This is a genomic window from Polyangium sorediatum, from assembly GCF_029946465.1.
GTDB classification, from domain to species: Bacteria; Myxococcota_A; Polyangia; order Polyangiales; family Polyangiaceae; genus Polyangium; species Polyangium fumosum.
Genome location: NZ_JARZHI010000031.1, coordinates 41883 through 65798, shown reverse-complemented (window position 1 = coordinate 65798; position 23916 = coordinate 41883). Strand labels below are relative to the sequence as shown.

At 69.4% G+C, this 23916-nt stretch carries 16 protein-coding genes; 9 read left to right on the top strand and 7 right to left on the bottom strand.

All coding sequences use genetic code 11. The annotated features are described in order from the left end of the window. Positions 1-89: 89 nt before the first annotated feature. From QHF89_RS28975 to QHF89_RS28955, 5 genes are all read left to right on the top strand, one after another. Positions 90-1799 carry an OmpA family protein gene (locus tag QHF89_RS28975; protein ID WP_136968879.1) on the top strand — a complete coding sequence of 570 codons (1710 nt, stop codon included), beginning with the start codon at positions 90-92 and terminating at the stop codon, positions 1797-1799. Beyond that, positions 1796-3655, top strand: coding sequence for a hypothetical protein (locus QHF89_RS28970; protein ID WP_136968878.1), 1860 nt, complete (start codon positions 1796-1798; stop codon positions 3653-3655). The genes QHF89_RS28975 and QHF89_RS28970 overlap by 4 nt, the downstream gene beginning before the upstream one ends. 63 nt (positions 3656-3718) lie before the next feature. Continuing rightward, positions 3719-6175, top strand: coding sequence for a hypothetical protein (locus QHF89_RS28965; protein ID WP_136968877.1), 2457 nt, complete (start codon positions 3719-3721; stop codon positions 6173-6175). Positions 6176-6541: 366 nt separating this feature from the next. Further along, positions 6542-6865, top strand: a complete 324-nt coding sequence (locus tag QHF89_RS28960; protein ID WP_136927901.1) for a hypothetical protein — start codon at positions 6542-6544, stop codon at positions 6863-6865. 50 nt (positions 6866-6915) lie between these two features. Then, complete coding sequence (locus QHF89_RS28955) at positions 6916-8316, top strand: hypothetical protein (protein ID WP_136968875.1); 1401 nt, start codon at positions 6916-6918, stop codon at positions 8314-8316. Here the strand turns inward: QHF89_RS28955 and QHF89_RS28950 are convergent, their stop codons facing one another. After that, positions 8317-9354: a hypothetical protein gene (locus QHF89_RS28950; RefSeq protein WP_136968874.1), complete on the bottom strand. Its 1038-nt coding sequence runs from the start codon at positions 9352-9354 to the stop codon at positions 8317-8319. It lies immediately after the preceding gene. Positions 9355-9658: 304 nt separating this feature from the next. Here QHF89_RS28950 and eutB point away from each other — a divergent pair, with 304 nt between their 5' ends. Further along, complete coding sequence (gene eutB, locus QHF89_RS28945) at positions 9659-11977, top strand: ethanolamine ammonia-lyase subunit EutB (protein WP_136968977.1); 2319 nt, start codon at positions 9659-9661, stop codon at positions 11975-11977. Positions 11978-12039: 62 nt separating this feature from the next. Here the strand turns inward: eutB and QHF89_RS28940 are convergent, their stop codons facing one another. The 5 genes from QHF89_RS28940 to QHF89_RS28920 all read right to left on the bottom strand — a co-directional run bounded on the left by QHF89_RS28940 (position 12040) and on the right by QHF89_RS28920 (position 19686). Next, on the bottom strand, positions 12040-14046 hold the full coding sequence (locus QHF89_RS28940) for an IgGFc-binding protein (RefSeq protein WP_136968873.1): 2007 nt from the start codon (positions 14044-14046) through the stop codon (positions 12040-12042). Positions 14047-14065: 19 nt separating this feature from the next. Further along, positions 14066-16174: an IPT/TIG domain-containing protein gene (locus tag QHF89_RS28935; RefSeq protein WP_284721061.1), complete on the bottom strand. Its 2109-nt coding sequence runs from the start codon at positions 16172-16174 to the stop codon at positions 14066-14068. 1170 nt (positions 16175-17344) lie between these two features. Beyond that, the gene (locus QHF89_RS28930) at positions 17345-17776 is read right to left on the bottom strand and encodes a PilZ domain-containing protein (protein WP_136927895.1); all 432 of its coding nucleotides are present in this window, start codon (positions 17774-17776) and stop codon (positions 17345-17347) included. A gap of 90 nt (positions 17777-17866) precedes the next feature. Then, the gene (locus QHF89_RS28925; RefSeq protein ID WP_136927894.1) at positions 17867-18250 is read right to left on the bottom strand and encodes a response regulator; all 384 of its coding nucleotides are present in this window, start codon (positions 18248-18250) and stop codon (positions 17867-17869) included. After that, on the bottom strand, positions 18247-19686 hold the full coding sequence (locus tag QHF89_RS28920) for a DUF7125 family protein (protein ID WP_136968871.1): 1440 nt from the start codon (positions 19684-19686) through the stop codon (positions 18247-18249). The genes QHF89_RS28925 and QHF89_RS28920 overlap by 4 nt, the downstream gene beginning before the upstream one ends. 316 nt (positions 19687-20002) lie before the next feature. On the opposite strand from QHF89_RS28920, the gene rpsB reads away from it, so the two are divergent. The 3 genes from rpsB (at position 20003) to QHF89_RS28905 (ending at position 22998) form a co-directional block, all read left to right on the top strand. Further along, complete coding sequence (gene rpsB / locus QHF89_RS28915) at positions 20003-20908, top strand: 30S ribosomal protein S2 (RefSeq protein WP_136927892.1); 906 nt, start codon at positions 20003-20005, stop codon at positions 20906-20908. A gap of 223 nt (positions 20909-21131) precedes the next feature. After that, the gene (gene tsf / locus QHF89_RS28910) at positions 21132-22070 is read left to right on the top strand and encodes a translation elongation factor Ts (protein ID WP_136968870.1); all 939 of its coding nucleotides are present in this window, start codon (positions 21132-21134) and stop codon (positions 22068-22070) included. Next, complete coding sequence (locus QHF89_RS28905) at positions 22063-22998, top strand: polysaccharide deacetylase family protein (RefSeq protein WP_136968869.1); 936 nt, start codon at positions 22063-22065, stop codon at positions 22996-22998. Before tsf ends, QHF89_RS28905 begins: the two co-directional genes overlap by 8 nt. Here the strand turns inward: QHF89_RS28905 and QHF89_RS28900 are convergent. Further along, positions 22995-23855 (bottom strand): ABC transporter ATP-binding protein, encoded by an 861-nt coding sequence (locus QHF89_RS28900; protein ID WP_136927889.1) that lies wholly within the window; start codon positions 23853-23855, stop codon positions 22995-22997. The two genes, QHF89_RS28905 and QHF89_RS28900, sit on opposite strands and share 4 nt — an antisense overlap. Positions 23856-23916 lie beyond the last annotated feature (61 nt).

Below are 23916 nucleotides of genomic sequence, written 5' to 3'. Positions count from 1 at the left end.
GACACTCGGGTGGCCGCGCGCGAAGTGAAGGAGGGGCGCGCGACGGCCACCCGGTCTGGCCGGGACAATGATACAGAGGACATCGCGTGATGGTTCGACGACCTATGGGACCCGCATGGGCAAAGCGGGCGCAAAAGACCCTTCTGCCCGGCGCCACCCTCCTTGCGACCTTGCTCGTGCCGCTTGCGGCGAACGCGCAGGACAAGACGTTTTACCTCGACCGGCTGCAGATCGGCGGTGCGCCCGGGGACGGCCTCGCGGTCTGGCGCCCCGACATCGGGCAGACGCGCCTCTACGGCCAGTTCGGGCTCGGCTTCTCGCTGAACCCGCTGCGCGTCGACAACCACGTCGACAACCTCGAGAAGGCCGGGACGCTGAAAGGTCCGCCCGTCGCGAACCAGCTCGCGGCGTACATCACGGCCGGCGCCGAGATCCTCGAGCGCGGCGCCGTGCAGGTGACGCTCCCGCTCGCGCTCTACCAGAGCGGCAACCCCACGGGGAACGCGGCGGCCGGGCTCAACCAGAACGTCAACATGCAAGCCTTCGCGCCGATGGACATGCGGCTCGACGGCCGCTTCATCGTGTTCCGGACGGAGGACAAGTCCTTCAAGCTCGGCCTGCGCGCGGCGGTGTTTCTGCCGACCGGCGATGAGTTCTCCTTCGGCGGTGACAAGGAAACGTGGGGCAGCGTTGGCCTTGCCACCGAGTACGACGCGAAGAAATTTTTCTTGACGCTGAACGCGGGTTTCTCCATCCGGCCCACCGCGAAGCTGCACGAGCTCACGGTCGGCCGCGAGTTGACCTACGGCGTCGGCGGCTACGTGCCGCTCATGCAGGATCGCCTGCGCATCGGGGCCGAGATTTTCGGCTCCGTGGGCATGCTGCCCGAGACGCTCGGCGAGCTCGACTCCGCGCCGCTCGAGTGGTCGCTCTCGGGTCGCATGGCGCTCGACGCGAGGAAGCTCTCGTGGGCGGGCCTCTCGGTCGGCTCGCGCCTCACGGGCGGCTACGCGCCCGATCTGCGCATCGTCGCGGTCGTCGGCGGCGCCTTCCAGCTCAAGGACACCGAGGTCGGCGCAGGCGCGGCGCGTTACCAGTTCCGCGACGACGTCGATACGGACAAGGACGGCTTCCCGGACCTCGTCGACATGTGCCCCGTCGACAAGGAAGACAAGGCGCCGCCGAACCCCGACGACGGCTGTCCGACGATGTCCGATCTCGACAAGGACGGCATCCCCGACAACGTCGACAAGTGTCCGGCCAACCCCGAGGACAAGGACGGCATCGACGATCGCGATGGCTGCCCCGAGGACGATGCCGATCAGGACACGGTGCCCGACGCCGAGGACAAGTGCCCGAAGGAGCCGGGCATGCGCGGCGACGATCCCGAGAAGGAAGGTTGCCCGCAGTTCGTCCGCCGCATCAGCGGATCGAGCGAGATTCAGATCACGAAGCAGGTCGAGTTCGAGTTCGACAGCAACGTGATCCTGCCGAAGAGCTACCCGATCCTCGACGAGGTCGTGCGTCTGCTCAAGGCAAACCCCGAGATCAAGCTCGTCAGCGTCGAAGGGCACACCGACGACATCGGCAAGCCCGAGTACAACGACAAGCTCTCGGCGAACCGCGCGGCGGCCGTACGCATGTACCTGATCGACAAGGGCGGCATCGCGGCGAGCCGGCTCGAATCGAAGGGTTTTGGCGCGCGCAAGCCGGTCGGGAGCAACGCGACGCCCGAGGGGCAGGCACGCAACCGTCGCGTCGAGTTCCACATCGTCACGCAGGCGATCGAGGGGCGGTGATCCTCGCCCGAGGCGAGCGCGGACGGCCCTTCGGGCGCGCGCTCGCCCTCGGGGTCGTCCTCGCCGCCGCGGGGCAGGGGAGCCCGGCGAGCCTGCCTGCCGCGCAGGCCGACGATCGGATCGTGCTCGGCGTCGATCGCGACGACGACGACGTCGATGGTCGTCCCGACGCGGAGCAGGACGTCGTCGCGCCGTCCACGGATCTCTTCGAACTTACGTTGCCGAAGGGCAAGGATCGAACGATCGAGGTCCGCGGCGACGTGGCGCGCCTGCTCGTGGACGGGCGGCCGTTCGCGGGGAGCGTGATCCCCGCAGGCGCGAAGCGTGTCGCGTTGCAGGCCGTACGCGCGGGGCGTGGGGAGGTGAAGGCGTTCGGACGAACGCGTACGATCGCGGCGATCGACGTGCTTCCGATCGACGGGCAGGGGCAACGCGTGGATCCGGCGCGCTCGCACGCCTCGCTCGAGCGCACGCCGCCCGAGCGGCTGCCCGCGGATCCGTATGCGAAGAGCACGAACCCCGACGCGGTGCGGTTCGTCGTCGTGGCCACGCGGGAGGATCTGCCGCCGGTCGTGCGCGTGACGGGCCGCGCGCCGTCGGGCGCGATCGTCGATCGGCTGGAGCCCTTGATGCTCGGCGCGGTGGCATGTCCCGACGGCGTGGACGCGTCGCTCGCGTGCGCCTCGACCGCGCCGATCCGCGTGGTGCCGGACGAGATCGATCGGAACCACCCGACGGTGCGGGATCGATCCGTGCGCGCGGAGCTCGGCGGCGCGGTGGAGCTCGCGCTGATCAGCGATGTGCGCAAGCTTGGAGGCCTGCGCGTCGCGGGGCCGCGCGCGTCGCCGCTCGGGCCGCTCGTGCGATATCGCGGCGCGCTGCGCGTCTTTCTGGTGCGCCCGCGGCCGGGCGGTCCGCCGCCCGTGGGCGGGGACGACGCGGGCGCGATGGTGCTGGCGCGCGCGGACGTGGCGCAGGCGAGCACGCTCTGGGGCGCGTGTGGCGTGAGCTTCGGGCCGCCCGCGGAGACGGAGATCACGATCGTGGATCCGCCACGCCCGCACCTCGTGGCGCTCGGCTGTGATCACGGCTTGCCGGCGGCGGGCGGAGGCAAGGTGCGCGTGCGCGTGGACGGGCGCGAGATCGCGGTGACGATGGAGAAGGGCACGACGCCCGCGGGCGCGGCGCGCGTGCTCGCGACGGCGATCGCCTCGGCGGGCTTCGTGGCGCGCGTCTCGGACAACGCGACGATCGCGGCAGGCGCGCGCGGCAGCTCCGACGTGCTCGTGCGGCGCAAGAGCGGCGAGCCGGCGCTCGTCGAGCCGCCTGCATCGGGGCCGGTCAGCACGGACGCGCTGCTCACGGCGTGCATCGGGCGCGTCGAGCTCGAAGACGGGCTGCAACATTTCAACGACATCGACGCGATCGCGGGCACGGTCGAGGAGCGCGCGCTCATCAAGGCCCTCGACGACGGGGATCCCTCGACCATCGAGGTGATCGTGGTGCCGAGCTTCGCGGGCAGCGGCCGCATCGGCGAGAGCTTCATCGGCGCCGACGGCGGCGCGGTGCGCAACGTGCTCATCACGGATCGCGCCGCGCTCCGGGCCGACCGCGCGAGCTTCGCCCTCGCGCACGAGCTCGGGCACGTGCTGCTCGACGATCCCGGCCATCCCGACGACTTCGGTCGCGACACACCGACGCGGCTCATGGACGCCGATGCCGCGAACGGGACGGCGTTCGGGCCGCGACGCCTGCTCGTCGACGAGTGCGCGCGCGCGCTGCGGCAGAGCGGTCCGATGGCGGCCGTTCCCCTCTTGCGCCCGTGGCCGCTCGCTCCGCTCGGCAAGGAACGCTGAGCCTAGCGAGCAACCGGCCGCGAGAGATTCGGCGGGTCAACGTGCTTCGACCCGTGCTAGACGATGTCCCTCGCAATGTCGGTCAGCCAGTCGAGGGCCCTCGCCGGGGGAATCGCGCTTTACCTCGCCGCGTTCGTGGTGCTCTCGATCGCGCTCGTGCGGATGTTCTCCGCCTTGCTCGGGCCTCACTTCGAGCTCGTGTGGACCGCGCTCCTGCCGCTCGGGCTCGGCGTCGGCGCGTGGTTCGGCGGGGTCGTGCGGGGCATCGGCAAGCCGCCCCGCAGCGTGGCGCCGGTCGCGCATTTCGCCGCGCTCTCCGCGGGCGCGATGGCCGTCTCGGTCGTGGTTGGGGTGCGCGCTCGTTCGGTCGACACGTTTGATCGCGCGGCGCTCGGCCAGCTCGCGATCTTCCTCGGCACCTCGCTCCTGCCCTTCGTGCTCGCGGGCGTGACGCTCGCGGGCGCCCTCGGCGTGGCGCGGCGGCGCGTGGCCGACGTCGGCAAGAGCGGGCTCCTCGGCGCGGCGTGTGGCGTCGTCGCGGCGGCGTTCGTCCTGCGCTTCGGGCCTGCGCGGGTGGGGCTCGGCTCGGCCATCGCGGCGAGCCTCGCGGCGGCGCTTTTTGCGGTCGCTGCGCGGCGTGAGGTCCCCGAGGGCGAGGATGCGTCCGGCGAAGCGGAACGGCCGCGGGTCCACCTCGGGATCGTCACGACGTTCGTGCTCGGCTGCTCGGTGCTGCTCGCGGGCGAGATCGGCGCGCCGTACCTCAAGCTCGCGGCCATCCGGTGGATCCAGATCGAGCGGGTCTCCTTCCAGCGCTGGACGAACCGCGCCCTGCTCACCGTGGACAAACCCGCGGCGGGCGCCGTGTGGTTGCGCGCGGACGGGACGATGGGCACGCAGATCTACGACGGGAAGCAGATGCCCCCGGCCTCGCCGGACGAGCTCGGCTACGTCCTGCACAAGGACAAGGGGCCCGTGCTCGTCGTGGGATCGGCCGGCGGGCGTGAGCTGCGGTCCGCGCTCCGGCAGAACCAGAAGGAAATTTACGCGGTCGAGCCGGACCCTACCCTCGTGCACGAGATCATGCGCGGCGAGTCGCGCGCGTGGAGCGGGGAGCTCTACGACAAACCCGAGATCCGGCTCATGGTCGAGGGGCCGCGCGGGTACGTCCGGCGCCCGCCCGTGCCTTATCGCAGCATCGTCGTCGGGTATTTCGACGCCTTCGCGCCTTCGCCGGTCGGCGCCGTCGCGGCCACGCCGAGCCCGCTCTTCACGACGCAGGCCGTGCGGGATCTGCTGCTCGCGGTCGTTCCCGAGGGCACCGTGACGCTCTCGCGGCCCGAGGTGGAGGCGGATCGGCTCGTCGCGCTCGCGACACGCGCGCTGCGTGAAGCGGGGGCCCAGGCGCCCGCGACGCACCTCTTCGGCTGCACGAAGGACAGGATCACCACGCTGCTCCTCAAGCGCACGCCGCTCGGCGCCGAGGAGCTCACGAACCTCCGGTCGCACTGCCGGCGGCACAAGTTCGCCGAGCTGCTCATGGCGGAGGCGCCCAGAGGAAACCTCCGTCGTTTGCTCGTCGAGGGCGCCGATCCGGCCGAACTCTCGGCGCGGCAAGGCACGGATCTCCGGCCGCCGACGGACGATCGTCCCTTCTGGTTCTCCACGGTCGCGCCGGGCGAGCTGAAGAAGACGCTGCTCGATGTGCGCGGTCTGAAGGAGACCCAGCGCGGGTTCTTGACGATCGCCGCCGGCCTCGGGGTGACCGCGCTCGCGGCGCTCGTCGCGCTGCTCGGGCCGCTCGTCGCGGCGCGGCGGACGCTCGACGGCGCTTCGCGTGGATCGATCCTGCGCGCGGCGCTCGCGCTCGGTTTCTCCGCGGCGGGCGTCTCGCTCATCGGCGGGGCGCTCCTTCCGCGGCTCGGCGTGGTCGTGGGGCGGGCCGATCTCGTGGCGCTCGTGCTGCCGCTCGTCTTTTTGCTCGCGCTCGGCCTGGGCTTCGGGCGCGGGCATCGGCCTTGGGACGTGGCCGCGCGTGGCGCCGCGCAGCGCTGGTCGCTCGCCCTCGTGTTTGTCCTCGCGCCCCTCGCGATGGGGCTCGATGCGGCGCTCGGGTTGGCCCTCGGGCTCACGCTGCCGGCGCGGCTCGGCGTCGCGGCCGTGATCCTCGGCGTGATCGGCTTGGGCCTCGGCGCGCTCCTCGCGCTCGGCGCGCGGATCGCGTCTTCGCTCGCCGATCGCGCGCTGCCCCTCTCGATGGCCGTCGCCGGATCCTTCGCCGCATGCGCGCTCTTTGGCGGCGCCTTGCTCGCGCTCCGCCTCGGCTACAGCGCCGCCGTGCTCTGCGGCGGGGCCTCCGTGCTCCTCGCCGCCGTGCTCGTCCCTGCGGCGCGGCGGCCGACCCGGCTCGCTGCGCCTCGCCCTGAGCCGTTGCCGGGGGATCGCGTCACGCCCATCAGCGAACGCCCGACCGTGCCGGAGCTCGATCTGCCCCAGGGCGCCTCGGCCCATTCCAGCTAGCGATTTGCGTCTGCCCAAAAACCGACATCCCCACAGGGGATTGCTTTCCGGACGTGGGGATTTTTGGCGGGCGCGGGGTAGGATCGGGCAGGAGAGCAGGCAGCGGCTCGGGGGGGACGCTGCTGCTCTCGCGAGCGAGGGGCGCGCCGATCGCGCCTCTCGCTCGTTTTACGTTTGTCGGGACACCCGGGTCCAGGGACCCTCGGAGTGCCGGTCTCGTCGAAATCGCACGTCCCGGTTGCATCTGCTGCGGCACGATCTTGGCGCTTCGAAGGGTGGCGGATGGCCGACGTGCATGCTGCGACGCGACAAATAACGCCCCGGATGGCCGAAACGAATTCCTCCGCTATCCTGGACCGCATCCTCATGTCCAGCGCGATTCCCATAGGTGGGCGAGACACACTCAGGCAGTCGCTCGTCGAGTTGCTCCCGGTCGCGGATGCCCTCGACGCATCGGATCTGCGGGATGCGGCCGAGGCGTGCATCGTGCTCCTCGACACCCCGATGCGCGTCGATCAGAAGAGCCTCGCGCCTTTGCTGAAGCTCACGCACGAGCGCGCGGCCGAGGTCTTTCGTCGGGGCGCGCGGGACGCCGACGGCCCGCTGCGCGCCCGCCTCGAAGCCTGCCGTGCCCGCGCCGAGGCGCAGGCCAAGCAAATGCAGCAGTTTCTCCCCACTTTGTTTTCGTGATTTCGGGGGATGGGAGCCTCGTCGAGCGTACGAGGCCTCCTCGGTCCCGCATGCGTCTTTTCCTGGCATTCTTTTTCATTGTCGCCGCATGTGACGCGCCGTCCCGCCCCGACGCGGTTCTCCCCGCGCCGCTCACGAATCCGACGCCGACGCGACCTTCGCCTTCGAATCTGCACGCGAACCTGCCTTCACCTCCGGTTTCGCGTCCGCATCCGGCTTGCTCCGATACGCGTGACACGCCAGGGATCTGGCCGCGCCCGGACGGGTTCGCGCGGGTCGTCCCTGCCAAACCCGGAGCGCTCGGCCACCTCGAACAGGACTTTGCCGGCCGGCCCGTTCGGCTGCGGTTCGTCGGGGCACACCTCTTCGATCTTCTCGACAAACTCCTCTACGAGGGAGGGCCGACCGAGCTCGATCGCCGCCGCGTCGCCTGCATCGCGCTCGACGCGGTCGCCCGGAGCGGCGCGCCCGTCGTGCGCCTGTGGGGTTCGCTGAAGCAAACCGGCTCGTCGACCGAGATCAAGCACGCCGCCGATATGCTCGCGCTCCTGCTCGACGAAAACGCGCGCCGCGAGCAGCCGTTGCGTTTCATCGTCACGCTGCAGAACCACCAGGCCGGCTACGGCGCTCCGGACAGCACGCGCTCGCTCGACGACCAGGACCCCAAGAGCCCCTTCTTCGCGAAGCGTTTTTATCTCGAAGGCGGCTGGAAACAAGCAGGCGCCGGGTCCCTCGCCGATCGTATCGAGGCGTTCGCGGCGAGGCCCGCCATCGCGGAAGATCGCGCGATCCTGGCCTTCGAGCTCGTCAACGAGCTCGACACCTTCCGGAACGTCGCCCGCGGCACGTGGGACGGCCCCGAGGCGGGCGTGTGGGTGAGCGAATTCGTGCAGCCCGCGCTGCGCCTGCTCGGCGAGCGTTTGCCGCACCCGATCCTGCTCGGGGACCTGCGCGGGCACGAGGCAGCCTACGTGTCCTTCCAGCGCGCGTGGATCGAGGCGCTGCCCGCTTCCCTCCGGGCACGGCTCGTCTGGACGACGCACGTGTACACGACCGTCGCGCCTTCGGGGAACGACCCCGCGTTCGCCCGCGCGACGTGGAAGCTCGAGAAAGATCTCACGATCGCGCGGAGCCTCGGTTTGCCTTTCCTGCTCGGCGAGCTCGGCCAGCACGTGCCGAAGAGCGCCCCGCGTTTTTGCCAGGGCGGCGCCCGGCACGACCTCGGCCAGCTCTTCGATGTCGTGCTCGGCCCGGCCGGACCCCGCGCCGAACGGCGCCCGATCGAGGCCGCGATCCTGTGGGGCGAGGGGCTCTGTGATCTCGACCTCGAAGGCGGGCGGCGTATCTCGATCGGCGCGGGCGGCGATTCGGCCGACATCGGCCCGGACGAACCCGCGGCGCGCGAGCGGATCCGCGAAATCCGGCAGGATCCTCGATTTCGTGTGGAATGACTAGCGGCAGCAATACTTGAACGCGCTGTCGACCAGCACCGCGCCGCTCGGCATCCCGCCCGCGGCCGTGCAGGCGCCCGTGTACACGCTGGCTTCGAGGGCCTGGATCGAAAAGGTGCCGGAATCGGCGAGCGCGGAGAGGTCGGTGCAGGCGTCGCCCGTGACGTCGATCGGCGGAGCCGCGTCGGCCCCCGATCCGGGCACCTGGCAGTTGTTCGAATCGAACGCACGGTAGGCGCCGCCCTCGCATCCGGCGCCTTCAAGCTTGCACGTGCACGCGCCGCAGGTCCGCGCGTCCTGCCCGCCTGCAAAGGCCGTCAGCGTCTCTCCATCCCAGCCGCTCGGGCATACGTCGGCGCCGCTGCTCCGCACGCAGAGCCGCGCGCCGGCTTCGAGCGGCGGCGCGCAGGTGGAGCCCTCCGCGCAGCCGAGCCCCGCGCCGAGTGCGCAGGCCGAGACGATCTGCTGGAAGAGCTGCGGCTCCGTGAGCTCTCCGCCGCTCGGCGTGCACGCGCCGTCCGATTGCAGGGCGCCCGCGCCGATGATGCGGCAGCTCGCGGCGCCAAGGGCGAACGGGCTGAAGGGCGCATCGCATTGCCCGACGTCGGCGAGCGTCGTGTTGACGGCATCTCCCGAGCAGTTCTTGGAGGGCCAGCACCGGAATTTCGGCGGGCTGCAAGCGCCGCCCTGGACGTCGCTGCACGCGCAGGGCGTGCAGGCCGCGGGCGCGGGGGACATATAATGGGCGGTGCCCGGGATGCCCGCGGGGCACGAGGGGCCGGACACGCCGTCCCAGAACGCGCGCTGGACCCAGAACGGGCCTTCCCAGCCGGGCGGAGCGTTCGGGACGCAAAGGGTCGTGCCACAATCGGGGTCGTCGCAATCGGCGAGGCCGTCGCCGTCGTCGTCCACGCCGTCGCCGCAAATTTCGTCTCCGGACGCGAGGACGAGCTCCGGCTCGATGCTGCCAACGACCTGGCATCCGCCCAAAAGCGCGAAGAGCCCTACGAAATTCCCGATCCACCGCTTGTAAGCCATGTCGTGCCTCATTGGGTGACCACCATACCCGATCCATGACGAGGGGCGTTGCCAGAGCGAGGACGCTCGGCCTACAATTGATTCGGGGTGCCTTTATTCGAAAGGTGCCTTCCGCGGGTGGTGGGCCGCTCGATGCGGTTCGCCGTTATGCGGGCGACGCACTCTTTGGATGGTTGCTTGGGAGCACGATCGCATGAAGAAGCTGACAAACGAGCTCACTCGTCCTCGTAGACCTCGGCAGATTCGAGTGGCGGCGACGGCGCTTCCCCCAGCGACGCGCCTCGCGCTTCGCCGTCGCACCTTCATGATGGGGCTCCTCGGCGGCGTCGCCGCGACGTTCGCGGCGGGGTGTGGCTCCGATCCCATCGCGCCGGCGCCTGGGGCGCCCACGGCGCCTTCGGGCGTATCCATCCCCGAAATCAAGGAAGGCGAGGACGTGATCGCCTACGTGATCCGCGTCAAGGAGAAGTACGACCACGAGTTCTACAAGGCCGTGATCGGCGCCGCGAACGATTTCAAGGAAGGCGACGAGGCCCTCGGGATCGCAGCCGCCGACGAGCCGTCGCGCGAGAACGCGCGCAAGCTCCTTGCGAACACGAAGATCGGCGACCTCGTGGACCGCCCGATGCTCGAAGACGCGGTGTACGACCTCGTCCTCAAGGCGACCGACGCGGCCGCGCTCGACGGCGTGCGCGCGTGGAAGATGTCGGAGCTCAAATCGTTCTTGCTCGAAAAGACCGAGGACGAGATCAAGGCCGTCATGGTGGGCCTGCCGAGCGACATCATCGGCATGATCGTGAAGCTCATGGGCAACGACGAGCTCATCAAGGTCGGCCAGACGGTGTTCAACCCGCTGCCGGGCTCGAACATCGGCGCCAAGGGGTACATGGGCGCGCGCATCCAGCCGAACTCGCCCACCGACGACACGAACGACATCCTCTGGCAGGTCATGAACGGCTTCGCCTTCGCGGTCGGCGACGTCGTACTCGGCAACAACCCCGTGTCGAGCGAGGTCGCGAGCGTGCACGCCATCGAGGAGGTGCTGAAGGACGTGCTCGTCACGTTCAAGCTCGAAGACTCGATGCCGCATTGCTGTCTCGCGCACATCGACGTGCAGGCCGAGGTGGAGAAGCAGTTCCCGCTCTCGACGGCGCTCTGGTTCCAGAGCCTCGGCAGCACGGTCGACGCGAACGCGACGTTCGACGTGACCGTGGAGAAGATGCTGAACCACGCGGCCACGCGCTCGGGCAAGTACGGGCTCTACTTCGAGACAGGCCAGGGCGCGGACGCGACGAACGGCCACGGCGCGGGCTTCGACATGGTCGTGCACGAGGCGCGCAAGTACGGCTTTGCGCGCGCGCTGAAGAAGAAGGTGGCCGAGGCGCAAAAGGCCGCGGGCCAACCCGAGGCGCCCTGGGTGCACCTGAACGACGTGGCGGGCTTCATCGGCCCCGAGGTCTTCCGCACGAAGCAGCAGCTCGTCCGCTGCTGTCTGGAGGACATCGTGATGGGCAAGCTTCACGGCCTGCCCATCGGCTTGGACATCTGCTCGACGCTGCACATGTCGGTGGATCTCGACGATCTCGACTGGTGCATCGACGAGATCATGCCGGCGAACCCCGCCTACCTCATGGGTTTGCCCACGAAGAACGATCCGATGCTCTCGTACCTGACGACCGCGTTCCAGGACCACGTCCGGATCCGCGAGAAGCACGGCTTCAAGGTCGACGACAAGATGTGGGCATTTTTCCAGGAGCTCGGCGTGATCGACGCCATGGGCAAGCCCACGCAGTACTTCGGCAACGTGAAGTACGTCTACGCGAAGTACGTGAAGGCGAAGGACCCGGCCGACATGCGCTCCGTGGACGAGATCATGAATGCGCAGGAGACGCTCGACGCGCTCGACGCCGTGAAGGCGCGTGGCGTGTTCATCGCCGAGGGCCACGGGGCGAACCCGTGGGATCTGAACCCCACGCTCGACAAGTACATCCGCGACCTCGTGGCCGACGGCAAGAAGAGCATCCTCGCCGAGCTCGATCCGGCGTTCGTCGCGACGATCCCGAGCGCGGTGAAGATCTGGACGGGCGCGAAGGATCGCGACGATTACATCCTGCACCCGCCGACGGGCGAGCAGCTCAAGGACGAGGCGGTTCGCGAGCTCGAGACGCTGCGCGACACGCACGCGGGCAAATACGACGTGCAGATCATGATTTCCGAGGGCCTGAACGCCTTCTCGATCTCGGATCCGGGCCACGTCGACAAGTTCCTGCCGGCGCTGCGCGCGGAGCTCGAAAAGGCGGGCTACAAGGTCGCGCCCGAGCACATCGTGTGCACGGCGGGGCGCGTGCGCGCGGGGTATCACGCGGGCGAGGTTCTTTACGGAAAACTCGCCGATGCGCAGAGCAGGCGAGCCATCGTGCACATCATCGGCGAGCGGCCGGGCAGCGAGCACCGCGCGTTCTCGGTGTACATGACGAACCCGAAGGTCGAGGTCTGGGCCCAGGCGGGCAAGGTCGACCACGACATCACGAGTGTCTTCGCCGGCCTCGCCGACACGACGTACAAAGACAAGGATCCGGTCGCGTCCGCAAAGCAGGTGGTGGCGCAGCTCAAGAACCTCTAACGGAGGTGCTGCCCTGACGTTGTGCGAGGGGCTCGTCCGTGAAGGCGAGCCCCTCTCCGTGATCACTCCGGCAGCGCGATCGCCCGGAGATCGGTGCCCGCCGCGTACGAATAACTCACGTACGAATCGAACCCACCCACGGTCACGAGGACCGGGACGCCGGCGACGACCCGGTGGACGCCGTCGTTTTGCTTGCCCGGCAGGGTGATCACGAAGTTCGCGAGCGCTTCGATGAGGGGGAAGCTGAGCTGGCAGTTGTAGACGAGGTACGCAGGCGGCTCGCCGCCGCGCTCCTCGATCGTGAGGCCGTCGGCCGCCTCGACCTCGCAGCTATCAGGGCCCATGAGGATCTCGTCGAGCAGGACACCCTGGCCCGTGGGCACGACGATCGAGACGTAATCGAATGCGTATTTGTCGGGCGTGAGGAAGACGTAATCGGGCCGGGCCTGCTCGAGCGGGGGGACGATGAGCAGGCTCGGATCGCCGCCGGGCAGGCCACGCCGCACGCCCGCGGCGTCCTGGCTGCCCATGATCTGCGCCACGATGATGGGCTCCGTGCTCTCGGCCGTGAAATGGCGGTAGGTCGTGACCTCGGCCGAATCGCCGAGCCACTTGAGGTCGATCACGTCGTACGGAGGCGGCAGGCTCGTCGTGATCTTCGCGCCGGCCTTCGAGGCGGCGACGAAGCGCACGTAATCGGGCTCGGGGACCTCGTCGATGAGCGCGCCGGCTTGTTTGACCATGCGCGTGCGGCTCGGCGTGTGGGGGATGGCGAACGACTTTCCAGCCGTGCGGATCGGATCGAGCTGATCTTCGAGGTGATCGGCGCAGCAGCGGCGGTAGGCCAGGGTCGGGAAATGGGGCGCGTCCGAGGCCTCGCCGCCCGTGAAGACCGCAATGGGCCCGGTCGACTCGATGGTGCTGCCCGTGAAGTCGGCGTTGAAATCGCCCGTCTCCAGGTTCAGCACGTCGAAGGCGTCGAGGCGCGCTTCGATCGTGCCGTTCGCCGGCGTCTCGGGCACGGGGCCGCCGCCGACGACCTTGGTCTTCGTATGCACACGGACCGTGGTGTTCGGCTGCGTGCCGACGACCGTGAGGAACGAGCGGAGGTGGGTCGGGTCGTTCGGGTTGAAGTTCGTGTCCGGATCGTCGGTCGCGGCGATCGTCTGCGGCCAGCCGACGACGACGTACGACGTGATGAGGCTGTCCTCGACGCCGAACGAGAGCGCCTCGGTGGGCTTCAAGAGCGACGCGTCGTTCGAGAAGACGTTGACGTTTTCGAGCGGGTTGAACTGATACGCGACGACGGGGAAATCCGAGCGGACGCGGTAGGCGTGCCGCGTGAGCGCCGTGTGCGTGCCCGTGTCGTATTCGCCCTCGGGGCTGCCGTCGACCTCGCGTGGGCCGAGCTTGAAGACCTGGAGGTTCAAGGGCGCGATGACCGCGGTCGCGATGTCGTAGGGCGCAGCTTCGGAGCCCGGCAGGCCGTCGTCCTGCGCGATCCGCACGGAGACGGCGACGTCCGGGTGCGGGTTCGAGATGACGACCGCGAACTGCTGCGCGGCCGCGTTGCTGGTCGCGTCGATCATCGCGTTGTCGAGGTCGACCGCCCAGTACTCGCAGCCGACGTTGCTCTTCTCGATGGTCGCGCGGCCGCAGAGATCCACGCAGTTCCCGAGGCGGCACGCGATGCCCTTCGACGGATCACACGTGTCGACGAGCGTCGCGGCGGTGCCATCCGCGTTGCAGCGGTAGGCCTCTTGTCCCTTGCAGCTCCCTGCATTCGGGAGGCACGCCGTGCAACGGAGCAAGGTCGGCGCGCAGACGAGGCCCTCGGCCGCGCAGTCCTCGACGAGGGTCCACGCAGGGCCCGCGCCGTCGTCGGTGCAGCGCTCGAGCGCGGTCGTGCATCGTTCGAGGCCCACGACGCACGCGGGCGGCGGCGGGGGCTTGGGCTCGACCTCTTCCCAGCGGGTCGATTTGTCGAAGCAGCTCGCGACGAGCGCCGTGGCGAAGACGACGAGGGCGCCGCGGCCGAGCTTCTTCGAGCGCCTGGATCGCTCGTTCATGCGCGTCTCCTCGTCGCGATCACAGGAACACGTTGAAGTAGTCGAGGGCATAGGCGCTCATGCCGCTCGGCCGGATGTCGCGATAGCGGAGCGCGCCGTAGGAGAACTTCTCGACGCGCGCGCCATAGACGCCGATCGTGACGGGCCCGCCCGGCAGGCCGCCCGAGGGGAAGGGGAAGCCCGAGAGATCGGGGACCTCGACGGCGTGCGAGCCCTTGGGCACGACGACGGTCCAGCGGATGAGGCCGCCGCCGCTCGCGATGTCGTAGACCGAGAGGTCGATCGCGGAGCCGCCGGCGCCGAACGTGGTCGCGAGGTGACGGCCATCCCAGGCCGCGCCGCTCACCGGCGTGTTCAGCGTCGGCACGCCGACGAACCCCTCCACGACGAGGCCCTCGGCGGTGCTCGTCGAGAGCAGCCGGCCGACGACGGACATCGGCGCCGAGGCCTGCGCGCCCGTGACCGCGCGCGCGGTGGAGTGGTACGTCGCGCCAAACAACGAGCCGTCGAGCGCAGGCAGGCCGACGAAGGGGATGGGCCCAGCGAGCGGCAAGAGCGGCGTCTTCACGCCCGCGGGCAGGATCGCGTAGCCGTCGTTGCCGAGCATCACGGAGACCGTGGCGCGCACGCGATCCGGACCCTTCGGCCCCGGCGCGGGCGGCGTGACGTTCATCGTGAGGGCTTGATCGAGCGACCGATCCATCACGATGTAGACCTGCTCGGTGAACACGCCCGGCTGCACGCTCACGCCTTGCACCATGCCCATCGCGTACGCCGTGAACTTCGTCGGGACGGTGTTCGTGGTCTCGACACCGGCGAGCGCGTACAGGGCGCGGTTGCCGGCGCTGCTGCCGAGCTGGAACTGGTAGCCGAGCTCGCCGGGGGTATCGGGGAGGATGGCGGTCGAGGGGTGTGGGAGCTGGAAGGACGCGGTCGGATCCTGCGTCGCGTGGAAGACGTACGCGGCCTGGCGTTCGCCCGGCGCGGGCGCGGGTACGTTGATCCAGGGGGATTTCTTGAACTCGACGTTGCCGGTCCAGACGAGCTCGCCGCGGATGCCGCCGCCCGCGCCGGGTTTGCCGCCGACCGGCGGAGGATCGCCGTCGGCCACACAAGCAGGGCTGAGGACGGGATCGAGGTAGACGGTGACGGTGTCGACGGGGACGTCGACGAACGAGATGGGGCTGTGGCACTTGGCCGCGATGGTCACGGTGCGCGGGCCCGAGAGCGAGGGATCGTCGAAGAGCGTGACGCCCGTCGAATCGACCTGTTTCACGAGCGCGGACGGGAGAGAGCTGCCCACGATCACGTGCGCGCCGGGGATCGGATCCCCCGTGAAGTTGTTGTAGACGAGCACCTTGAGCTTGCCCGCGAGCAGATCCCCGGAGAGGCCGCCCTTGAAGCCGTTCGTGCTGTCCTCGTAGGTGTATGCGTCGAGCACGACGATCGGCTGGCCGTCGCCCGCGTCGACCGCGACGGGCTTCGCGCCGGGCGTGCCTTTGGGGACGGTGCACGTGATCGAGGTCGGTCCGTTGACGGTCTGCGTGGTGCAGGGTTTGCCGCCGATCTTGACGACCGTGCCGGGCCCCCAGCTCGTGCCGTCGCCGGCGATTTCGACGACCGTGCCGCCGGCGACGGGCCCGCTCGAGGGCGCCGCGTAGAGCGCGTCGTAGGCGTATCCGCCGGGGAGCGAGCGGCGCGTGGATTCGTCGTCGCCCTTCTGCACGGTGAGCGTGACCGGGCCGGCGGAGCCCTTGGGCGCGACGATCTGCAAGCGGGTCGGATCGATCGGCAGCATCGTGGACGTGTCGGCCTCGACCTCGCCGAACCAGACGCGTGTCGCCGCTGCGAAGCCGTTGCCGCGAAGGAGCACGCGCTGGCCGCCGGTGAAGGGGCCGTGCGTGGGATCGGCGCCGATGACGGCGTAGGGATCCGCGTTCGGGATGTCGGGCGCGGCGTCGATGGGCGGCACGCCGCCGTCGAAATTGATGAGCGGGTCTTCTTCGTCGCCGTCGGTCTGACGACGGATGCCCTCGGGCGCGCCGGCGATACACGCGGAGGCGGTCAGCGCGAGGAGCAGGAAGCCACGGAGGACGAATTTTCTCGGGCTGGCTTGGAGATCGCGCACATCACGAGTGTACGCGATGCGGGTAGGTACGGGCGAGGTTCGGCTGCGCATCGACCGCATTGCGGTCGATGCACGCGAGGTCCCGGGCTTGCCCTGGTTCTGAGCACTGGTCTCATCGTGAAGCCGCTTGGCTGGGGCTTTGCCCCAGGCCCCACCCGGGGCTGTCCGCCCCGGGACCCCGGACCAGCCAGGGGCTGGACCCAAGCTCGATGAACTGCGCAATGCGCAGTTCATCGAACAGGCCCGGTCAAGACCGGCAGCGACGTTGCCAACCGAGACAGCCGTGCGGCCTTCCAGCGGGCCGGTGGCAAGACCATGGGGGGGTTCGCTGGCGTCGGTTCGATGAGCTGCGCGATGCGCAGTTTCTCGATGAGGCCGTGTCTTCAAGCTTGGGGGCCGAGTCCCAAGGCGACGGGGACGTGTGTGCGAGAGATGGGGACATGTGTCCGGAGAGACGACGTCGAGCCTCCGAAGGTACGAGGCCGTGCCTTGGAGGAACGAGGCCGTGCCTTGGAGGGACGGGGACGTGTCTCTGCGGCGTGCCGTCGAGCCTCCGAAGGAACGAGGCCGTGCCTTGGAGGGACGGGGACGTGTCTCTGGTGCGTGCCGTCGAGCCTCCGGAGGTACGAGGCCGTGCCTTGGAGGAACGGGGGCAATGGAAGGGGCGACGGGCTCGTGGCGTCGAGAGATGGTCACGATGCAGGAGACCATCGGCTCATCGCCCGAAGACCTACGGCCCCATCACGTGGAGGGACGGAGCCGTGCTGTTTGGAGCGTGAGGCCACCACGTCACGCCACGACGTCATGCGACGAGGCGTTGGCCGCCGACCTGTCCGCGCTGCGGCCTTTGGTAGGCAGGATCATCCCTGGCCTTGACCGGCGGCGGCGTTCCCCACCAAGACAGCCGCGCTACGGCTTCTGCTGTCCCCCCGGCATCTTCGTCGGCCTGTTTGAAAAACTGCGCATCGCGCAGTTTTTCAACCCTGGGTCCAGCGCCTCGCTGGTCCGGGGTCGAGGGGGCGGACAGCCCCCCGCGGGGTCCGGGGCAGCGCCCCGGGCGCGGCGCTTCCCAGATGAGACCAATGCTCAGGCCCTGGTTCGGGTCCAGGGGCGAAGAGCCCCTGGTCGGGTCCGGGGTGAAACCCCGGCGATACGCTGCGGAGCGTCCTCTCAGGGATCCTTGCCACCGACGAGGCCGAGGCTCGCTTGCTTCTCGGCGAGCGCCTTCACGGCCGGCTCGATGTCCTCGAAGGGCTCGTTGAAGTGGATGGCGACGGCGTACGGCCAGATGTCCGAGACCTCGACGCTGCGCCGCTCGTCCCGCACGACGCGGCCCTTCACCTCGCGGGCCTGGTTTGGATCGCCCGTGAGGTACAGCGAGAGCGTGACCTCATCGCCGATTTTCACGCGCGCGCGGGTGAGCAGGAGGGCGCCCGAGACGCTCAGATCCCGGATCACGGCGGTGCGCTTGGTCCCGTTGCCCGTGTCGACGTGCGCGGGGAAGACGGCCATGTGTCGCAACGCGGTGCGGCGGTCCGATGCTGGGCCCGATACGGGGCCTTCGGAAAGCGGTGCTTCTTCTTCACGATCTTGGTTGCTCATGGACGTTCCTCGGCGCGCGCTCGGGGAGCCATCTTCCCGCGGGAGCGCCGCTCGTGACAAGGCCGAACGCCCCAGGCTTTTTGGCGTCGCCTAGCTCCGCGCGACCTCTTCGCGATCGCCCCTACCAGCGAGGCGCGCGACCGTGTCGAGCAGCGTCCCGAGGTCGAACGGCTTCTTGAGGAACGCCGCGCATCCGAGCTCCTGCGAGAGCCTCCGCCCCTCCGCCGCGCTCATCATCACGACTGGGATGCCCCCGAGCGACGCGTCTTCGCGCATGAGCCGCAGCATCTCGGCCCCGTCGACGACGGGCATCATCCGATCGAGCAGCACGAGGTCGGGCCGCGATTCGGCGATACGCGTGAGCCCCTCGCGCCCGTTCGACGCCGTGATCACGCGGTAGCCCTCCGCGGTGAGGAGGTCGCTCAGCACGTCGACGATGTCGAGTTCGTCGTCCACGACGAGGATCGTCTTCACGCGCTCCCCCGGAGGCGCCCTCGCGCGTTCGGCTGCTCCACCTCGATGCCCTGGCTCGAAATCCGGAGCCTCCGCGAGGAGGGATCGTGCTTACCGCCCGCGACCTTGCGGGTCGCGACGTACCTGCGCAGCCGCCGCCCTTTTTCTTCCTCCTCGAGGAGGATGACATTGTCCACGAACGCGGTCTGCGGCAGCGAGGTCGTGCTTGGCGCGCGCTCCCACGTGGAGTTCGTCTCCGCGAGCAGCGTGGTCGCTCCGCGCCTCGCGAGCGCGGCCCACAACGCTGCATGGAAGCGATCGAGTCGCTCGACGTCCGTCACCATGTTGCGGAAGCCGCGGAGCTCGTCGATGAACACGCGCTTCTGCCCCTCCTCGCTGGCCTCCTCGAGCAGGCGCCACGCAACTGCGTCCGCCGTACCCTCGGTGGGAGGGTACCATAGCATCGTCAGCTCGGAGCGAGCGAGCGCGCCCTGGGCGTCGAGCCCGATGCCTTTCGCCGCCTGGACGATCCGCGCGGGCGCCTCGCCGAAACCCAGGTAAATCCCGCGCTCGCCGCGACGGATGCCTTCGAGGAGAAAGCTCATCCCGAGCAGCGTCTTGCCCGTCCCGGGCGCTCCGACGAGCACCGTGGACGAACCGGCGAGGACACCTCCGCCGAGCATCGTGTCGAGCCCCGGCACGCCGAAGCCGATCCGCCCGCGCGGGGGCGCCGAGGAGGGCGGCTGGAAGGGCCAGGCTTCGAGCCGCGGGTAGACGTGGATGCCCTTCTCGTCGATGTCGATCGCGTGCGCGCCGAGCGCGTACTTCGTGGCCCGCATCTTCTCGACCACGAGCTCGCGCTCCGAGCGCGCGCCGATGCGGCGCTTGTCGAGTGTGATGAGCCCGTCCACCGTCGCTTGTTCGGGCCGCGGCATGTCCGAGGCGCGCTGCGTGGCGAGCAGGAGCATCGTGCAGCCGGTCAAGCTCGCCGAGGTCGAGAGCGTCAACAAGAACCGCTTGAACACGCTCGTCGTCGGGGCGAACTCCTCCGCCGTGCCGAGCCCGTCGAGCACGAGGAACACCGCGCCGTGCTCCCGGATCGTACGGCCGAGCAGCTCGAGCAGGCCGTCGAGGCCGCTCTGTTCGAGCACGCCGTACCCGCTCATGTAGACGATCCGGTGCGGCACGAAGGTCGGGTCGAAGAACTCGAACGCCGCGAGATGCGCGAGCATGCGGGCGTGCGCCTCCGCGAGCAGCGTGACGTACACGGCCGTCTGGCCCGTCGCGGCGCGGCGGAAGGTGATCTGGTTGGCGAGGATCGTCTTGCCGCTGCCGGGCGGGCCCACGACGAGGTGGACGCTGCCGGCCAGGAAGCCTCCGCCGAGGACGGTGTCGAGACCCGTGATCCCTGTGGGAATCCGGTCGAGGCTGGGTCGCTCGGCGTCATCCTGTTTCATGGCGTGCCCCTGGGATGCCGATGGTCCGTCCGCCGTCGCAGGTTCTCCCGTAGGGATAGCGCGTGAGGAGGTTCACCGCGAGGAACCGAACGAAAGGCCCGTTCCTTCCGTTGACAAGCCCCAACGCGCGGGGCAGGATGCGCGCCCCCGTTTGCCCCCGCATTTGCAACGGCAAACGGACTCCACACGCTCCCCCGGCACACGCCCCATGAGGTGGGACCTGCGGCCGGTGCTCCCAAGGATCTGTTGATCCCGGGGGGTTGTCCGCAGGATGGGGAGCGGAGGTCCAACCGAACCCGAGTAAGGAATCCGTGCCATGACCGACGTTTCGATGTCCACTGCCGAGTCCGCCGGCACCTTCGTGCCCCCCGGCCCCGGTGAGTTCCCGCTGCCCCTCCGCTCGCTGCTCGACGCGGGCGTGCACTTCGGCCACCAGACGAAGCGCTGGAACCCGAAGATGCGCCCGTTCATTTACGGCGCGCGCAACGGCATTCACATCGTTGATCTCGACCAGACGGTGCGCCTCTTCAAGCGCGCGTACGACTTCGTCGTCGACGCGGTCGGCCGCGGCGGCAGCATCCTGTTCGTCGGGACGAAGCGCCAGGCCCAGGACATCGTCCAGGAAGAGGCCCGCCGCTCCGGGATGTACTTCGTCACGAACCGCTGGCTCGGCGGCACGCTGACGAACTTCCGCACGATCAAGCAGGGCCTCGACCGCCTCCGCACGCTCGAGCGCATGAAGGAGGACGGGACGTACGAGCAGTTCGTCAAGAAGGAGGTCGCGCGGATGGAGAAAGAGCGCGATCGCCTGGAGAAGTACCTCGGCGGCCTGAAGGGCATGGGCGGGGTGCCGGCGGCGATTTTCGTGATCGATCCGCACCAGGAGTCGATCGCGGTGAACGAGGCGCGCAAGCTCGGCGTCCAGGTCATCGCGATCACGGACACGAACTGCGACCCGGACCTCATCGACTACGTGATCCCGGGCAACGACGACGCGATCCGGTCGATCCGGCTGATCACGGCCCGCATCGCCGACGCCGCGCTCGAGGGCTCGCAGCGCCGCAAGGACGTGGAGCGCGAGCAGGATCGCGAGCGTCCGCAGCAGGGCGGCCCGCAGCAGGGCGGCGGCCGTCGCGACGAGATCAACGTGTACCAGGGCGGCCGCGGCGGTCGCGGCGGCCGTGGCGGTCGCGGCGGCGGCGGCGATCAGCCCCAGCAGTGATCACGCGCCCGGCCGGGCGAGCGTGACGGGAGGGCGCTCCCTTTCGAGCTCGAGGTTTCACGCCTCGCTCGGGGTGGCGCCCTTCCTGCCACCATCGGCCCCCGGGGACCCCTGAGAGCATCCTGTCCACGTTCGGGGCTCCGCTCGGACGAGCCGAGCCGGCGCCCGAACCTCTGAAGATTTCCCCAACACGAACGATACATTTTCCGGAGGAATACGAGCCATGGCCGGCATCAATCCGCAGGCGATCAAGGAGCTCCGCGAGCGTACGCAGGCGGGCATGAGCGACTGCAAGAACGCCCTCGTCGAGGCCGAGGGCGACATGGAAAAGGCCGTCGAGATCATCCTGAAGAAGGGCCTCGCGAAGAGCGCCAAGCGGGCCGGCGCCGTCGCCAGCGAGGGCGAAGTCCGCGCCTCCGTCTCGCAGGACAAGCGCGCCGCCACGCTCGTCGAGGTCAACATCCAGACGGACTTCTCCGCGCGCAGCGACGAGTTCAAGAACTTCGTCGGCGACGTGCTCGCGCTCGCCGCGGCCGCGCCCCTCGGCGCCGACCTCAAGAGCAGCGAGCTCAACGGCAAGAAGGTGAGCGACGTGATCGTCGACCTCACGGCGCGTATCGGCGAGAAGATCGACATTCGCCGCTGGGATCGCGCTGAGGTCCCCGCCGGCAAGTCGGGCCTTTCGCACGCGTACGTGCACCTCGGCGGCAAGATCGGCGTCGTGCTCGCGCTCGAGACCGAGAGCGACGCGGTCGCGCAGCACGCCGAGGTCGTGAAGTTCGCCGACGAGACGGCGATGCAGATCGCGGCGATGAACCCGGTCGCGCTCGTCCGCGAGGACATCGGCGACGACGCGAAGGCCAAGCAGAAGGAGATCTTCGAGGGGCAGCTCCGCGAGGACCCGAAGCCGAAGCCCGAGAGCGCGTGGCCCAAGATCATCGAGGGCAAGTTCAACAAGTGGTTCAGCGAGGTCACGCTGACCGAGCAGGAGTCGGTCGTGGTCCCTGGCCAGACGATCGACAAGCTCCGCCAGGCTGCCGAAAAGGCCGCGGGCGGCACCGTGAAGATCGTGCGCTTCGTCCGCTTCGAGCGCGGCGAGGGCATCGAGAAGCCGCAGGGCCCCGACTTCGCATCGGAAGTTGCGAAGATGGCCGGTGGCTGAGAGGGCGCTCCTCGGCGCCGTCTCCGTCGATCTCGACGGGATCTCGCACTACCACCACATCCACGGCCTCGCTCCGCTCGCGGACGAGGCCGTGGCCCGTCACGCCGTCTACGACATCGCCCTCGTCCGCATGGCGGACTTCGCGCGGGCGCACGATCTTCCCCTGACCCTCTTCGCCATCGGCGCGGATCTCGCGAGGCCCGCGAGCGCGGCCAAGCTCGCGGCGCTCGCGGCGCGCGGGCACGTCGTCGAGAACCACTCGTTCTCGCACCGGTACGATCTCACGCGCGGCTCGCCCGAGGAGATCCAGCGCGACATCGCAGCCGGGCAGGACGCGATCGAGCGCGCCACGGGTCGTCGCCCCGTGGGTTTCCGCGCGCCCGGGTACACCGTGACCGACGTCGTGCTCGACGCGCTGGAGGCGCTCGGTTTGCGCTTCGATTCGTCGGTGTTCCCGTGCCCCGCGTACTACGGCGCGAAGGCGCTCGTGATGGGCGCGATGCGCCTCGTCGGTCGCACGAGCGCCTCGGTGCTCGACACCCCGCGCGTGCTCGCCGCGCCGACACGCCCGTATCGCCCGGGCAAACCCTTGTTTCGCCCGGGAAACCGCGCCCTCGTCGAGCTCCCGATCCAGGTCACGCCCGGGCTGCGCCTGCCCTTCATCGGCACCTCGCTCGCCCTCGCTGGGCCTCGTACCGCGCGCCTGCTCGCCGCTCCGTGCGCGGGCGAGCCGCTCGTGAACCTCGAGCTTCACGGCATCGATTTTCTCGACGCGGACGACGGCCTCGCGCACCTCGTCCCGCACCAGCGCGAGCTCCGGATCCCGCTCGCCCGAAGGCTCGACGCGCTCTCCGCGGCCCTCGACGTGCTCGCGAAGCGCGGCGCGCGGTTCGTCACGCTCGAAGAAGCAGCGAACGAAGTTCCTTAGCTCGACGGGTGGTACCGCACGGCGGCTCCGCCCTCCGCAGCTTGTTTCAGGCTCTCGACGCGCGAGATGCGTTCGGGTGCGATGCCGGAGGCGGCGATGAACTCGCGCGCGATCTCGCTCTCGCCGTACGCGAGCTCGTCGGGCGTGCCCGAGGCGACGACCTGACCCTGGATCACGAGGAACGCCTGGTGCGCGATGCGGAACGTGCTCGCCATGTCGTGGGAGATCACCACGCTCGTCACGCCGAACCGGTCGCGCGTCTCCTCGATGAGATCGTCGACCATGCGGCTCGTCTGCGGATCGAGGCCGCTCGTGGGCTCGTCGTAGATCAGGATCTTCGGCTCCAGCATGAGCGCGCGCGCGAGGCCCACGCGTTTCCTCTGGCCGCCCGAGAGTTCGCTCGGCATGCGCTGCTCTTTGTTCTCGAGGCCGAGCAGGTTCAGCATGCCCACGACCTTGTCGCGGATGTCCTTCTCCGACATCTGCTTGCGGTGCTCCCGCAAGGGGAACGCGACGTTGTCGAAGATGTTCAGCGAGTCGAGCAGCGCGGCGTACTGGAACACCATGCCGAACTTCTGCCGCACGCGGTTCATCTGACGCTCGCCGAGCGGGCCGATGTCCTCGCCGTCGACCCAGATGTGCCCACTCGTGGGTTTTTCCAGGCCGATGAGGAGCCGCAGCAGCGTCGTCTTGCCTGCGCCCGAGCCGCCGATGATCACCGCCGTCTCCTTGCGGCGGAGGTGCATCGTCACGCCCTTCAGGACCTGCGTCGTCCCGAACGATTTCTTCACGTTGTCGACGAAGACGTGATCCTCCGGCGGGATCCGGGGTGCTTGGCTCGTGCCTCCGGCGGACATCGCGCGTGGAGGCTACCACGCGGTCTCGTCCGAGGGGCCCTCGCGCTTGACGCGTGGGGCT

Coding starts and splice junctions, on each gene's coding strand:
- QHF89_RS28975 (WP_136968879.1), top strand. CDS start 90: ATGGTTCGACGACCTATGGGACCCGCATGGGCAAAGCGGGCGCAAAAG.
- QHF89_RS28965 (WP_136968877.1), top strand. CDS start 3,719: ATGTCCCTCGCAATGTCGGTCAGCCAGTCGAGGGCCCTCGCCGGGGGA.
- QHF89_RS28960 (WP_136927901.1), top strand. CDS start 6,542: ATGTCCAGCGCGATTCCCATAGGTGGGCGAGACACACTCAGGCAGTCG.
- QHF89_RS28955 (WP_136968875.1), top strand. CDS start 6,916: ATGCGTCTTTTCCTGGCATTCTTTTTCATTGTCGCCGCATGTGACGCG.
- QHF89_RS28950 (WP_136968874.1), bottom strand. CDS start 9,354: ATGGCTTACAAGCGGTGGATCGGGAATTTCGTAGGGCTCTTCGCGCTT.
- eutB (WP_136968977.1), top strand. CDS start 9,659: ATGATGGGGCTCCTCGGCGGCGTCGCCGCGACGTTCGCGGCGGGGTGT.
- QHF89_RS28940 (WP_136968873.1), bottom strand. CDS start 14,046: ATGAACGAGCGATCCAGGCGCTCGAAGAAGCTCGGCCGCGGCGCCCTC.
- QHF89_RS28930 (WP_136927895.1), bottom strand. CDS start 17,776: ATGAGCAACCAAGATCGTGAAGAAGAAGCACCGCTTTCCGAAGGCCCC.
- QHF89_RS28920 (WP_136968871.1), bottom strand. CDS start 19,686: ATGAAACAGGATGACGCCGAGCGACCCAGCCTCGACCGGATTCCCACA.
- rpsB (WP_136927892.1), top strand. CDS start 20,003: ATGACCGACGTTTCGATGTCCACTGCCGAGTCCGCCGGCACCTTCGTG.
- tsf (WP_136968870.1), top strand. CDS start 21,132: ATGGCCGGCATCAATCCGCAGGCGATCAAGGAGCTCCGCGAGCGTACG.
- QHF89_RS28900 (WP_136927889.1), bottom strand. CDS start 23,855: ATGTCCGCCGGAGGCACGAGCCAAGCACCCCGGATCCCGCCGGAGGAT.